This window comes from Anaerococcus sp. NML200574 (assembly GCF_026131665.1).
Lineage (GTDB): Bacteria > Bacillota > Clostridia > Tissierellales > Peptoniphilaceae > Anaerococcus > Anaerococcus kampingae.
Window position 1 is genome coordinate 1 of sequence record NZ_JAMXSM010000035.1, and the last position, 14,615, is coordinate 14,615.

Consider the following 14,615-nt stretch of genomic DNA (forward strand, 5'->3'; position numbering starts at 1 on the left):
ACTAAATCTGTTGTGGCTATTGATTCAAATTCAAAGTCTCCATGACTTTTTAGATAGTCTGTTGCGATATTTCCAACATATTCGCTGGTACCTGCTCCTGTAAAGATTACCTTAGCTCCCTTAAGCTCTGCTAGAAAATTTTCTATGTCAGCTTTTCTTTCTTCATATATCCTATATATTTCTAGCCAAGTGTCTGCTTGGGCGAAAATCTCTGTATAGGTGTTTTTAAAATCTCTTTCTTCTAACTTTGTTTTATCAAGTAACATCTTCATTCTCCTTTAGTGAAAGCATTGATATTAAATAATAATCTAAATTTCATTTTGATAATCCTAATCAATTTAAATCAATATAATCGTTTCTCAGTTTTTGTATCAAATAGCAACAAATCATCAACATCAAAGTAGATATTTATTGGTGTTCTTTGTTCAAATTGATTCTTATCAAAATCTTTAATAATTATCTCGCTTTTATCAATTTTTGCATAAACTAAAGTTTCGCTTCCCAAATTCTCCGTTATTTCTACCTCTGCTTGTATTACAGAATTTGTTTTATTTTTTTTCTCTAAAAATAAATTCTCAGACCTAATAGCTATGTAAACTTCACTTAAACTATTAGATTCAATTATTTCTTCAATCCTTTTATTTACTTTTACCCTAGAATCCTTAAACTCTAGATAAGTAATATTATCTTCTTGTACTACCTTTGCCATAATAACATTTATCTTTGGAGTTCCAATGAAACCGGCAACGAAAAGATTAATTGGATTTTCATATAAATTAGAAGGTGTATCGATTTGTTGAATAATCCCATCTTTCATAACCACTATCCTATCTCCTAAAGTCATAGCCTCGGTTTGATCATGGGTTACATATACAAAAGTTGTTTCAAGTTGCTTATGAATTTTGTTAATCTCAGTTCTCATATGCGACCTTAGTTTGGCATCAAGATTGGATAAAGGCTCATCCATAAGGAAAGCTTTTGGACTCCTTACAATAGCTCTACCTAAAGCAACCCTCTGATTCTGTCCACCTGATAATTGTCCTGGTTTTCTATCTAGATATTCCTCAATCTGTAATAGCTCAGCAGCAGCTAATATTTTTTTATCTCTTTCTTCTTTGGGAATCTTCTGATTTTTAAGTGCGTACTCCATATTTTTATAAACAGTCATATGAGGATATAGAGCATAATTTTGAAAAACCATGGCTATATCTCTTTTTGCCGGATCAACATCATTTATTACTTTGCCATCTATACTAAGCTTTCCATCACTTATGTCTTCTAGACCAGCCAACATCCTTAAAGTTGTTGATTTTCCACAACCTGAAGGTCCTACGAAAACAATAAATTCACCATTACGTATGTCTAAATTAAAATCTTTTACCGCATGGAATCCATTATCATATATTTTATTTACATTTTCAAAAACTATATTACTCATTCAGACCTCTAATATAATCTTCTATATTTATTTTCTTACCTTCTTTTCTAGAAACTTCTGATGCAAAACACATCATATGACTCATAACCGATTCATCTGCACCTGTTTTAACTTTATCACTATCACCTCTGATAGCTTTTACGAATGCATCTATTATTCCATAATCTGCACCGCCATGACCAGAAGCATTTGTAATCACATCATATGTAGTAGTTCTATATTCTTTAAATCTTTGGACAGTAATTTTCTGAGTATGATCATCAGCAATTAATTCGCCTTCAGTTCCTTGAATTTTTATGTTTCTGTGTACATTGTTTGAAAATGCAGTCAAATTAAACACAGCTTCAATATCATTATCAAATTCTATCGCTATAGCTTGATGATCACAAACGTTGTTATCACATTTATACACACAACGACCATAAGGTCCTTCTCTTAAAGCTTTCTCTAAGCCAGAATCTGTCATAGATACATCTACTACATTTCTCCAGCCAGCCCCAGGATATCCTGTGTAAAAATCTTTCACAGAGAAAATGCAAGTATCTTGATACTTACAATCTAAACACCTATCTGCAGCTCCTGTCGGTTGGTTCTCTTCTTTGAAATATGAAAGTTTTCCAAAAGATGATATAGTAAGAGGATTTGCTTCGGTTAGGTATAATAGTATATCCATATCATGACAAGATTTTTGAAGAATTAATGGTGAAGAAAGTTCTTCATTCCTCCAATTACCTCTAATAAATGAATGGGCGAAGTGAAAATATCCTATATTTTCATTGTGATTGATTGACATGACTTTTCCGATTGCACCGCTTTCTAAAATTTCTTTTATCTTGACAAAAAATGGTGAATATCTCAATACATGGCAAATCATAAATACCCTGCCAGCTTCTTTTGCTTTTTTTGCTATTTTAGCTACCTCATCTGGTATTGGACTTATAGGTTTTTCCAATAAAATATCAAGATTGTAGTCTAAAGCTTTCATACAAATATCATAATGATCTCTATCTGGTGTAGCTATTATTAAAGTATCTACAAATTTATCTTCATCCATCTTTTCAAAAAAGTCATCAGAATTATCAAAAATATATTCATTATTGATTCCAAATTCATCTTGACTTGATTTTAGTCGTTCTAAATCAGTATCTACAAATGATACTATCTCCACATCTTCATAATTTCTAAGTAGCCTCGCATATGCGTTTCTTCCTCTATGACCTGCTCCTATTACCCCTATTTTCATATCTTTTTTATCCTTTCATTCCACTTGAAGCTAAACTCTCAATAAATTGTTTTTGGAATATTGCAAATAGCAATATCATAGGCCAAATAGCTATAAGCGCACTCGCCATATAAACAGGGTAATTTACTGCATAATGACCAGTAGCTGAGAGGTTAGCTAAACCTACTGATAACGTCATTTTTTCTGGTAAAGTGTTCACTATTAGTGGCCACATTAAGTTATTCCAGGTAAATAATAAACAAGTTATTACAAGTGTCACTATTCCTGGTTTTACAATTGGCAAACAAATGTCTTTAAATATTTTGAATTGCCCAGATCCATCAATTCGTGCAGCTTCTTCCAATTCTTTTGGAATTTGACTAAAAAACTGTCTCATTAAAAATGTACCAAAGGCAGAAAACATTGATGGTAATATTAAAGCTGTTATTGTGTTCAATAAGCCTAACTTATTAATAATCTGAAACTGTGGCACCAAAAATATTTGAGTAGGTACCATTAATACTGACATTATTAATACAAATATCGCATTCTTGAATGGAAATTCTATTCTTGCGAAAGAGTATCCGGCCATTGTACACATTGTTACCTGTCCAATAGTAGTTACTACCGCATAAATAACAGTGTTTTTAAACAATGTAGGAAAATTTATTGTATTTAAGGCCTCCTTAAAGTTTGACCACTGTGGACTTGCCGGGAAAATTTTAGGAGGAATTGCCATAGACTCACTTAAAGTTTTAAGAGCCGTTAGAATCATCCATAAAAATGGGAATACAGTAAATATAACACCTAATATTAACAAGAAGTGTAAAATGATTTTCTTATAACCTTTAATTTGCAATACTATTCACCCACTTTCTCTGTATTTTCAATTGTAAAAATGTAAAAGTAATAATAATTAAAAAAAGTACTGTAGCTACTGCCGCTCCATATCCCTTTCTTCCAAAATCAATTGCGGACTGATAGAAAAGATAAACTATTGTCTGCGTACTTTTTAAAGCTGGAGATCCTTTTGATATCATCATAAATACAATATCAAACACTTGTAACGACCCAATCAATGATGTGGTTAATACAAACACTAAAGTAGGTGCTATGAGAGGAATAGTTATTGTGAAAAATTGTTTTATTTCGCCCGCACCATCTAAAGTTGCCGCTTCATAATATTGCTTTGGTATAGATTGCATTCCTGCAAGAAAATATACAATATTCATTCCAAGTCCCATCCATACACCAACAATAATAATACACCACATAGCTGTGTCATTATCAGCTATCCACGCCCTTGGTTCTCCTCCAAAAATCATAGCCAATTGATTTAGTAATCCATATTGTCCGTTATATATCCACTTCCAAATCATAGCAACTGCAGCTGGCATGGTAACCGCTGGCAAGAAATAAAGTGTTCTATATATTCCTACACCCTTTATATTTTTATTTAATAAATTCGCTATACTCATTGATATAATTACAGTAAGTGGAACTGTAAAAATAGTATATTTAATAGTATTTTTAAGCGCAGCATAGAAATTTGGATCTTTGAATAACTCTTTATAATTATCAAATCCTATAGGATGCCAAACACCAAAGGAATTTAAATCTGTAAAGGAATAGAATATATTTTGAAAAAATGGAATTATAAAAAATACTAGCAAACCTAGTAATACAGGGAGTATCATAAGATATCCCCGCATCACTTTCTGTGCATTATATTTCTTTTTGCCAGGTTTTTTAGTCATATAACATCACTTTCTTTTTATTTTTGTTCTTTTGCTAAAGCTTCATTCATCTTATCCGCTAAATCTTTAAGTACTTCTCTCACTGGTCTTTCATATGAGTACATTTCATTTATAGCATTGCTTTCTAGTTCGTTCCAAACAGGTGTATTACTACTTACAGGATAAGGAACTGAATACTCAACCATTTGGGTAAATGCTTTTAGATTCTTATCAGGATAAGATTTTTCCCAAGTTTCAAGAACATTGTTATTTGCTGGTATTACTGTTGCTTTTTCAGCCCATATCTCATTAGCTTCTTTAGAACCTAGGAAAGCAAGAAAATCTATAGCTTGTTCTTTATTTTTAGAACCTTTAGCTAAACAATAAGATAAGCCATGAATTGTAGCTGCTCTTTCCTTAATTAGAGGCATTACTTCAACGTCAACTTTATCGGTTATATTTTCATCACCGAAAAATTCAGGCACTCTCCAGCTTCCAGCATATATCATTGCAATTTTACCAGCTTTGAAAAGATCTTTATCAGGAGTATCTGTTAGAGTTTGTAAATCAGGAGAATATCCTTTTTTACCTAATTCTATCCATCTTTCAACTCCGCTAGCAGCTTCTTCTGTATCATATCCTGATTTTGTTTTATCCTCATTGATTATAAATCCGCCTGACTGAGGAATTGTATCATATATTCCTTCTTGACATGTTGGCTTAAATGATGTGCCCCAAATTCCCGCTTCTTTATCAGTTAACTTTTCAGCTGCTGATGCAAAATCATCCCATGTCCATTCTGGTGTAGGATAATCCACACCTGCTTTATCAAATAATTCTTTATTATAGAATAAGCCTGTTAGATCCCAGTCTTTTGGTATACCGTAAAGTTTTCCTTCATAGGAATATAGGTCAATTAAACCTTGAGGATAATCGTCTTTATTTATCTTCATCTTATCTATATGATCATCTAGAGGTTCAAGAACTCCATTAGTAACAAACTTCATAAAATTTGGTCCGTTCATTGTAAATAGATCTGGCATTACGTCACCTTGAGCTTGAGTTTCTAGCTTTTGGAAGTGATCTTTAAATGTAGTTTCTTCAATTTGGATATCTACACCCGGATTTTTTTCTTCATATTTCTTTTCTATTTCTTTCATGATTGCTATCTGATCAGGATTCCACATGGCAATTCTGACAACGTTTCCATCGTTAGCATCTTTAGATGCTCCATCATTTGATTTAGATCCTCCACAACCTGTTGCTACTATACCAACCGCTAAAATTAAACTGATTTTTTTTAGTAAATTCATGCTATCCTCCATTATTTTTTAAGCAACGGCTAACAATTAGGATTTATTACTCTCTATTTATATTATGAAAAATATAATTATAAAATACTAAACATCTTTATAGCATCGATATATTTTATAATTAGCTTTAGATTTATAGATTATAAAATTTTTCTTATAGCTTAAAATCTTAACATAAATTTTTAACTATAACTTATTGTTACATTTTTTATAAATCTATTAATCAGTTGTAATTTCTACCATATTTATCCAAAGCTATTTTTAATACACATCATTTTATTATTTAGTATTCATACTAGACTTAATGACTGACTAATTGAAACATTAATATCAATTACAGTTATACAATGATTATTCACAATATATTTATTTCACTTATATATTTTATATCATTCTCTAAAATAGATGACTTTCTAACCTACACAATAAACAAAATCCTGATCAACAGCAAATATACCTAATATTCCAACTTTTATTGTCTTGCATCATATTTTTTATAAAATTAGAAATCACTTCATTAAGATACTGTTCAAATCCTATCCTTTCATTTATTTAAGTATAAGGTTTTCCTGTTCTATGTATATATTTAGATATCACTCTTTAATAATACTAGTTTATAGCACCTCCTTAATGTAATTTAGTTAAATCTCTTCCTTAAAGACTAGTATGTAAACGATTTTAAATCCTAATGGTAATTACCATCCACCAATTAAATGATATAGCATTTATTCAATTTTGTCAAGTAATTTAATTAATGTTTAAAAAAAGCAGAAATTTTATAACGAAAAATCACATCTAAAAACCTATCTCGTATATTGATACATTTCTATTTATTAAATTAAAAATATCAAAATAAGCATAAAAAAAGACTTCCCTAAAAAGAGAAATCTAAGTGGCTGGGATAATAGGACTCGAACCTATGCTCGTAAGACGCAGAAGTCCTCTATGAGGCGTACGGGCTTCTCGCTTCGCTCGACCATTCCATGGAGGGTCCTCCTCGAGCCGGACTGGTTTGCTATGCCTTACCAACTTGCTACCATAAAAGCCCTTGAGTTGGGGCGCTCTAGGCCGCTATGGCAAAACTTATCCCGAGAATTAGGTGCGGGAGCACCGATAAGCTTCGAAGAAGCGAATTCTCGTTTCCATTAAATTTTGGCTGGAATGACAGGACTCGAACCTGTGCTCTCCAGAGTCAGAATCTGGTGCCTTACCAACTTGGCTACATTCCAAAAATATTTACTATTATAAATTACCTCTTTCAAAGATTTTGTCAACGCCAAATACCAGTTAATATGTGTCTATTTTTGCTTGCCAGTGATGCAAAGATTCATTTCGTATCCCGCTCTTATTGATGTATTGATGGACTTGGTATGGGAAAATTGTGTTGCAGTGATTGGGCTTATATCTTCATATTCTTGTTTTATTATTAAGGATAGGCTCCTTAAGATGGATGCACCTAGACCTTGGTATTTAGGTTCTTTAGAAAATTTCTCCAGACCTATATCCCAAAGGTATTTTCCAGCAACTGAGGCTCCTGCTAGGGCTATGATGTCTTTGCCATCATAAAAACTAAGACCTAGTCTATCATCTTCATCAAAAGCAAAGGCCATTTTTGTCTTTCCTTTAAAATCCTTGATTTTATCCCTTTCTATCCTTGTGAATTCGAAGTCTTTAACCTCTACATATCTATCAGAAAAAGTCATCAGAGGGAAAAAATTGTCTATTTCTATTCCAAATTCTCTCAAAATTTTATCCAAAACCCTAATATTGTCTGCTTCGGCAAACCAAGCTCCTGAATATTCTTTGAATTTTTCTTTAAGTTTATTTATTAAATCAGGATTTTCTGATCTCATGAAGACCTTTCCTCCTGTACATATCGCAGCAAAGGGAGCCTTGTTATAGAAAAGAAAACTTTCATCTGCCTTGTTTGCCATGAAAACATTATTTTTATCCTTAAATCCCTCAGGACTTATTGAAAAATCATTCAGTATTTGCTTCTTAAAATTAATATCCATTTGCTAAACTCCAGTATTTTCTTTAGCTAAAATTATACTTTAAAATACGATTTTTTTCTAAATCTGCTATCTAAAAAGCACTTAGCATATATATCCTAAGTGCTTTCTAGGGCTTTTTGGGCAGCCTTTTCTGCTTCTTCTTTGCTTTCATAGCCATCTTGGGCTTTTTCTAGATTTTCCTTTTTCTCCTCTGGGTCTATCTCTTTCTTTTCTATTTTAGGCTTTGTTTCCTTTTCTTCTTTATTTTTAGGACTTTCTTCAATTTTTTCGTCTGATTTTTCTTCTTCAGCTTCTTCTTTTTTCATTTCTGGTAGCTTGCCATTTTTATAGACTATTTTTCCGTCTATTTCTTCAAAGTCACTTATATGGAAGACTAAGTCTTCTGTTCCGTATACATAGAAGTTTAGTTCTATATTATTTACAGAAGCTTCTGGGTATGCTTTTTCTAAGAATTGTTTTATATTATATCTTAGGATTTCTGATTTTTCATCATCATAGTCTTTGCCTATTTGTACGTCTGGATTTTCCATCTTATATTTTAGGGTTGCTACTATGTCTTTGGCTGTGAAATCGCCTAATTCTCCAGCTTTTTCCATTTTTACTAGGTCTTTTATGCTTAGGTAATGATAATGATCTCCGTGAAGCCAGTAGAATACATCTCCACCCTTGTATTGGCCACCTGGTCCAAATGCCGCCTTGCCATCGCTTATTTGTCCGTAGCTTTCCATTAGTTTAAACCTATCGTCAAATACTCTTTCTATACCTGCTACTTTTTTACCTTTGATGCTGTCATAGCTAAATAGGTCTCCATCATTTACTTCTACATGGGAATAGTCTTTTGAATCATTGATATATTCAGCATCTGGATAATGACTCTTAGGATTTTCTGTTACTACTCCTACTTCTTGATCCCCTTTGTAGAGGTGCCAATGATCACCATGGTCGATTATTTTTGTGATGCCTTCTGGCCAGTTAAATTCTTTTTTGTCGTCATTTTGATCATTGTGGCTACCTTCATATTGACCGAAGTTTGCCTTTGGGTAGATATCTTGTGGATTCTCATAGGTTACACCTTCTCTTCCCTTTGAATCGTAGATGTGGTAATGGTCACCGTGTTTTAGGATTTTGACTATATCGTAGCGGTCAACTTTTTCCTTGCCTAGGATATTGGTTATTTTTAGACTTTCTATCCTTGATTTTTCATCATTTCTTGGATTTTCTGGTCTATCTTGACTTTCCTCTTCTTTAGGATTTTCTTTTTTATCTTCGCTTGGCTTTTTATCTTTTTCTTTATTATCCTTTTTATCTCCATGGCTTCCTTCATAGGTGCCTATTGGAATATCTGGATAAAGGCTTGATGGGTCAGAGTAGCTTATATATTCATCTCCATCAGCTGTATAGATATGATAGTGGTCGCCGTGCTTTAAGATTTTTACTACGTTGTGAGTTTTTTTCTCATCTTCTACCTTTATTAACTTATCATCTTTTTGTAGTTTTTCAGGTCTTTTTTCTTCCTTTTTATCTTTATTTTTAGCTTGCTTTTCCTTCTCTTCTTTGAGAATTTTAGCAATCATTTCCTTTCTATCGCCGTGGCTTCCTTCATAAATTCCGTAGGAGGCGTTTGGATATAGGCTTCTTGGGTCTTCGTAAGTTACAAATTCGTTGCCCTTTGATGTGTAGATATGATAATGGTCGCCGTGCTTTAGAATTTTGATGACTCTTTCATCATCTTTTTCTAATTTTTCTTTTACTTTTTTATTTTCGGCTACTTTTTCTGACTTTGTTTTATTTGCATTATGTGATCCATGACTGCCTACATAGGTTCCTATTTTTATATTAGGAAAAAGAGCTGATGGGTTTTCGTAGGTTAGGTATTCTGTCCCATCTGCTAAGTAGACGTGGTAGTGATCACCGTGTTTTTTTATTGCTACTACATTTTTATTTTTCAGCTGATTTTTGCCTACCACGCTTACCATTTCAAATTTACCTGTATCTTGAATCTGACTTGGGTCGGTGTAGGTTATCTTTTCCCTACCATCTTTGGTGAAAACATGCCAATGGTCGCCATGTTTTACGACCTTTACTATGTCTTCTTTTTTGATTTCAGCATCTACTAAAACTTCTGTTGTTTTGTCCTTTTTGATGGTAGATTTTTTGGCAATGTAGCTTGTTTTCTGACCTGTTTTTATTGCTTTGTTAACAGATGTTTTTGCTTCTTTATTATTAAATAGGGAGCAGGCACTGAGGCTTGTCGCAAATAGGCAAGTAAGTAGGACTGCTCTTCCTAGATTTTTCTTATTTTTCATTGTTTCTCCTTTATTTTTTCTTTATAAAAAGGCTTATAATTAGCCATACTACAGATATCAATACTATTACAGACCCTGGTTTTAAGTCTAGATAATAGGATATTATTAGACCTAAAAATACAAAAATAATGGAAAATCCTATTGATAGTAACAAGGTCGCCTTGTAGGTCTTGGTATATTGCATTGCACTAATACTTGGTATGACTAAGATTGATGATACTATCAAGGACCCTATTGTCTTAGCTGATATTGATACTGCTATGGCTGTTAAAAAGGTTATAAATATATTTACTAGCTTGACATTAATTCCCATAATTTTGGCCGCCTGGGGGTCAAAAATCGTAAGATAAAGGCTTTTGTACAAGCTTATATAGGCCAAAATTACAAAAATAGCCACTCCTATCACTAAATAAAATTCCTGATCTGAAATAGTCACTATGGATCCAAATAGGTAGGATGAGATGGCATTGGTATTTTTGACCATGGATGAAAATATTCCCGCAAGGCCTATTGATGCCGCAAGGATAATCACCGTTGATATTTCTTGGTAGGCCTTTAATTTATTTCTAATAAGTTCTATGGATAGGCCTGCCACAAGACAAGCAATTATTGCCGCAAGGATTGGACTAAAGCCAAAGGCAAGGCCAATGGTAAGGCCTGCTAGAGATGAGTGGGATAAGGTATCTCCAATCATCGATAGCCTCTTAAGTAGGACCAATTGACCCATGCAAGGCAAAATCAAGGCCAAGAGTCCGCCGACCATGAAGGCCCTTTGCATAAATTCATATTCTAATATATCTGGCATATTTCCTCACAAACTAAGCTCATCTTTGCTTATTCTCTCGATTTTCCCCTTCTTAATCCTAAGAGCATAATCTACATAGGCCCCTGCCATATCTAGCTGGTGGGTGATGATCAAAATGGTCTTGCCACTTTCCTTAAGACTTATGAGGTCCTTAAAGAACTCATTGGCAAAGTCTTCATCAATGCCCGTTGTAGGCTCATCTAAGAGGATTAGGCTTGCATCCTTTATCAGGGCAAGGCTTATAGCAAATCTTTGAATTTGACCACCGGAAAGGTCACTTAGGGCCTTCTTCCTATGGTCCCAAAGGCCTAACTTTTCCATCAATTCCTTGGGATCAACTTTCTTTTTTAGGTAGGAAATGTGGATTTTTATCGCTTCTTCGATAGTTGTTGGAAAATTCCTGTAAGAAGCTACAGCATTTTGAGAAATATAAGCTAAGTCCCTGTAGTGGTCATCCTTTCTTATATCATCGGAAAATATTTCTATATGGCCTTCCTTAGCCTTTAACTCTCCCATAATTAGCTTTAAGAGAGTCGATTTTCCTACACCATTTGCTCCGACAAGGGCTAAAAAATCTCCCACTTTGACTTCAAAATTGATATCATCTAGGATTAGGTCCCTATCATAAGCAAAGCTAAGATTTTCGGCCTTTAAAATTGTCCTATTCATTGAAAGATTCTACCAAGGCCTTAAGATTTTCTTCCATAAGGCCCACATAGCCCTTTGATACCATATCATCGTCAAGATTTTCCATGGTGTAGAGGGTAGACGTCTTTGTGCCTGTATTCTTTGCTAAAGTTTCTGCAACCTTTGGTGTAGCCTTGCCCTCAAAAAAGATTGTCTTGATATTTTTTTCCTTCACAAAATCAGCAATGGTCTTAAGGTCTTTGGCTGATGGCTCTTCTTCTGGAGAAATCCCAGTGACAGCCACTTGTTTAAGGCCATAATCATCAGCTAGATAGTTGAAAGCTGCATGAGAGACTACAAAATATTTATCTTTAGATTTAACCTTAGAAAGCTCATCTTCAAATTTCTTATCAAGTTCATCAAACTTGGCAAGGGCCTTATCCAGATTCTCCTTATAATAGGCTTCATTATCAGGATCCATTGCTGACAACTTCCTATAAATATTATCTACCATTACCTTGGCATTTTTAATAGAAAGCCAGGTGTGAGGATTAATAGAAGTCATATCGGAGCCTTCCTTAGATGAATCAAGCAAGTTAAGACCTGCAGAAAGGTCCAAAAACTTGTCATCATCCTTAATATTTGCCTTCAAATCATCAATAAAAGATTCCATTCCGGCACCATTGAAGGCTATAAGGTCAGCTCCATCAAGGTCTTTCATAGCTTGGCTAGTGAGCTCAAAAGAATGAGGCTCCTCATTAGTCTGAATAATAGTTTTTACCTCAAACTTATCTCCAGCTATCATCTTTACAAATTCAGCAACAGGGAAAAAGCTAGCATAAATAGTCTTTTTTCCTTCAGCACTTTTCTCTTCAGTAGCTGTATTTTCAATATTTTTCTCTTCCTTGCCGCAAGAAGTCATACAAACTAGGGCAAGAAGAAATATAACAAATAAATTTTTAAAATTCTTTTTCATATATCCTCCTATATGCAAGTGGTTTGCGATAGTAATTATCATACACCTACTGCAAATCATTTGCAATAGTAATGAGGATTTTTTCATCCAGTTTAGAACATAAAAATAATCCACAACAAAAAAGAAGTCATTTAAAACGACCTCTTCATTTTTGAAAAATAAGTTTTTTTTGGGGGATGTTTTATTCTAATCAGCTTCTAACTCTAACACCCCATCTCGTGCAGATTCTTGGCCCACATACTCAATCCTCGTTGTAAGCTTATCCTTAGCCTTGCTAACTTTAAAAGACTCGTCAGTTTCTTTTATTAGATAAGCTCCCGGTTCAAGTTTTTTAATCTTAATTATATCCTTAATTTTATCCTTGTTTTTTTCAAACATTTCATCACCAATTTCATCATATTCCCTGCCACCAAGATATAATTTGGACTTTTCAGAATATTTTGCAACTTTACCCATTTTTTTATTTATCTGATCTATCGTCATCTTGTCACAATCCTTGGCAAGACGCATGGTATCCCAAGGTCCCATATTTTTATCATCAATTTTCCAATAGGCAAGCTGTCTATTGCTAGCAGTATTAGTTAGATTATTTCTACCTAATACTAAATCAAGCTCATATCCTCTAGAATGTCCAAAAGATTTCAGGCTCAAGAAAATTACAGCTCCTAAAAGAAGTAGACAGAAAAATATAATTTGTAATTTGTTAATAGTTTTATTCATAAATCCTCCTACTAATCTAGTCTAACACAAGAAGTATAAAATTTTGATAAATAAAAATATTAAAAGTCTACTCATCCAATATAAGATGTTCATAATGATTTAAAAAATGTACTTATCCTTAAAACTATAATAAACGAAAAAATTTAAGTTTAAATAAAAATAGACACAAAAAAATCGACCTTGAAATTTCTTTACACTCCAAAGTCGATTATTTAACTCCTCCAGTACAGGATTCTGATTTAGGTTCAATCACTCTTTATCATCCTTCCTATAATTCTTGATTTAACGAAATTTACTTGTACCATGTCTTCTAATATTCTACTAACAAACAACAATTGATTTACATTTTTATCTAATCCTATCTATATAAAATAGAAAAATGTCAGATGGCTCTACTTTTACACTTATCTTCCACCACTTTTTCTATGAAATCTTACTCAACATACTCTTCTTTACTCATATATCACTACTGTAAGGGCACATATTTAAAACTTCTCTATTAGTAAGTCTCAGATCAAAATATTATAAATCATCCTATTCAATTTTTTTAAACTACCTGTACCGGAGGAGCCAGGATAGTTTATCTATCTTGTTATTAATAATATACCCCGGCTTTTTATTTCTAAACATAAATTTTAAAAAAATCATTGAGAAAAATTGACTTTTTTGGAATATAAAGCTAAAAAAGCAATGTTATATTACGAATTTTATCAATATAGGTAGATTTAATTATATAAAGGACATGTAAATTTAAGTTTTATAACCCATGTGACTAGCTTCTACTATCATAGTTTGAGGATTATTTTAATTTGATATTTATATATTTTTTGTACAAAAAAAGACTCATTTCTGAGTGTCCTCCAGGAGCCGGACGGGGTCTCTAAAAGGCGACGGACTAGATTTCTCGTTTCGCTCGACCATTTTGCCTCTGCACCAGTCCTACCTACCATCCCCCATTCAGGGTATGGGGTTAGGGCTTCGCATGGAGGGTCCTCTTCTACGCATCAAGCCTACCAACCATTTGCTTCACAAATGGGGTTAGGCATAGACACGAGCCGGACAGGCTTGTCTCCATGAGCCGACGGGCTTGTTTTTTGTTTGGCGACTTTCTGTCCATAATCCAGATGACCAGACTCTACTATCATAGTTTAAGGATTATTATAAGCACTAAAAAAGACCTACAATTGTAGATCTTTGTTAGTTTGGCGACTTCCTACTCTACCACCCAGTTGCCCAGGCAGTACCATCGGCGTTATGAGGCTTAACTTCTGTGTTCGGTATGGGAACAGGTGTATCTCTCATGCAATCATCACCATATTTTTTGAACCTTTTAAATAGCATCCACTTTTTTGTGGACCCCACCTTAGTGGGAAACAATATTTCCAGTCAAGATATAAAGTATTAGTATCCATTAGCTTAATACATTACTGCACTTACACCTTGGACCTATCAAACGT

At 33.5% G+C, this 14,615-nt stretch carries 11 protein-coding genes, 1 tRNA gene, 1 rRNA gene and 1 pseudogene; all 14 read right to left on the minus strand.

The genetic code is table 11. The features are described from left to right. Positions 1 to 266, minus strand: a pseudogene (gene agaS, locus NH286_RS09385) (tagatose-6-phosphate ketose isomerase); the annotation flags it as partial. A 77-nt stretch (positions 267 to 343) separates the two neighbouring features. Beyond that, on the minus strand, positions 344 to 1,438 hold the full coding sequence (locus NH286_RS09390) for an ABC transporter ATP-binding protein (RefSeq protein WP_265238501.1): 1,095 nt from the start codon (positions 1,436 to 1,438) through the stop codon (positions 344 to 346). Further along, positions 1,431 to 2,681 carry a Gfo/Idh/MocA family protein gene (locus NH286_RS09395; RefSeq protein WP_265238503.1) on the minus strand — a complete coding sequence of 417 codons (1,251 nt, stop codon included), beginning with the start codon at positions 2,679 to 2,681 and terminating at the stop codon, positions 1,431 to 1,433. The genes NH286_RS09390 and NH286_RS09395 overlap by 8 nt, the downstream gene beginning before the upstream one ends. A gap of 7 nt (positions 2,682 to 2,688) precedes the next feature. After that, positions 2,689 to 3,519 (minus strand): carbohydrate ABC transporter permease, encoded by an 831-nt coding sequence (locus NH286_RS09400; RefSeq protein ID WP_265238505.1) that lies wholly within the window; start codon positions 3,517 to 3,519, stop codon positions 2,689 to 2,691. Beyond that, entirely contained in the window at positions 3,509 to 4,417 is a 909-nt protein-coding gene (locus NH286_RS09405) for a carbohydrate ABC transporter permease (protein ID WP_265238507.1), read from the minus strand. The genes NH286_RS09400 and NH286_RS09405 overlap by 11 nt, the downstream gene beginning before the upstream one ends. 17 nt (positions 4,418 to 4,434) lie before the next feature. Next, positions 4,435 to 5,709 carry an ABC transporter substrate-binding protein gene (locus NH286_RS09410; RefSeq protein WP_265238509.1) on the minus strand — a complete coding sequence of 425 codons (1,275 nt, stop codon included), beginning with the start codon at positions 5,707 to 5,709 and terminating at the stop codon, positions 4,435 to 4,437. Positions 5,710 to 6,862: 1,153 nt separating this feature from the next. Continuing rightward, positions 6,863 to 6,938: transfer RNA gene (locus NH286_RS09415), tRNA-Gln, on the minus strand. Positions 6,939 to 7,007: 69 nt separating this feature from the next. Continuing rightward, a complete protein-coding gene (locus NH286_RS09420) occupies positions 7,008 to 7,724 on the minus strand; it encodes a hypothetical protein (protein WP_265238511.1) in 717 nt (238 codons plus the stop codon). A 95-nt stretch (positions 7,725 to 7,819) separates the two neighbouring features. Beyond that, positions 7,820 to 10,030 (minus strand): pneumococcal-type histidine triad protein, encoded by a 2,211-nt coding sequence (locus NH286_RS09425; protein ID WP_265238513.1) that lies wholly within the window; start codon positions 10,028 to 10,030, stop codon positions 7,820 to 7,822. Between the two features lie 10 nt (positions 10,031 to 10,040). After that, entirely contained in the window at positions 10,041 to 10,835 is a 795-nt protein-coding gene (locus NH286_RS09430) for a metal ABC transporter permease (protein WP_106461196.1), read from the minus strand. 6 nt (positions 10,836 to 10,841) lie between these two features. Continuing rightward, on the minus strand, positions 10,842 to 11,504 hold the full coding sequence (locus NH286_RS09435) for a metal ABC transporter ATP-binding protein (RefSeq protein WP_106461197.1): 663 nt from the start codon (positions 11,502 to 11,504) through the stop codon (positions 10,842 to 10,844). Then, positions 11,497 to 12,438, minus strand: coding sequence for a metal ABC transporter substrate-binding protein (locus NH286_RS09440; RefSeq protein WP_106461198.1), 942 nt, complete (start codon positions 12,436 to 12,438; stop codon positions 11,497 to 11,499). Before NH286_RS09440 ends, NH286_RS09435 begins: the two co-directional genes overlap by 8 nt. A 186-nt stretch (positions 12,439 to 12,624) precedes the next feature. Next, positions 12,625 to 13,158: a hypothetical protein gene (locus tag NH286_RS09445; protein ID WP_106461199.1), complete on the minus strand. Its 534-nt coding sequence runs from the start codon at positions 13,156 to 13,158 to the stop codon at positions 12,625 to 12,627. A gap of 1,200 nt (positions 13,159 to 14,358) precedes the next feature. Then, positions 14,359 to 14,475 (minus strand): 5S ribosomal RNA (gene rrf / locus NH286_RS09450). Positions 14,476 to 14,615 lie beyond the last annotated feature (140 nt).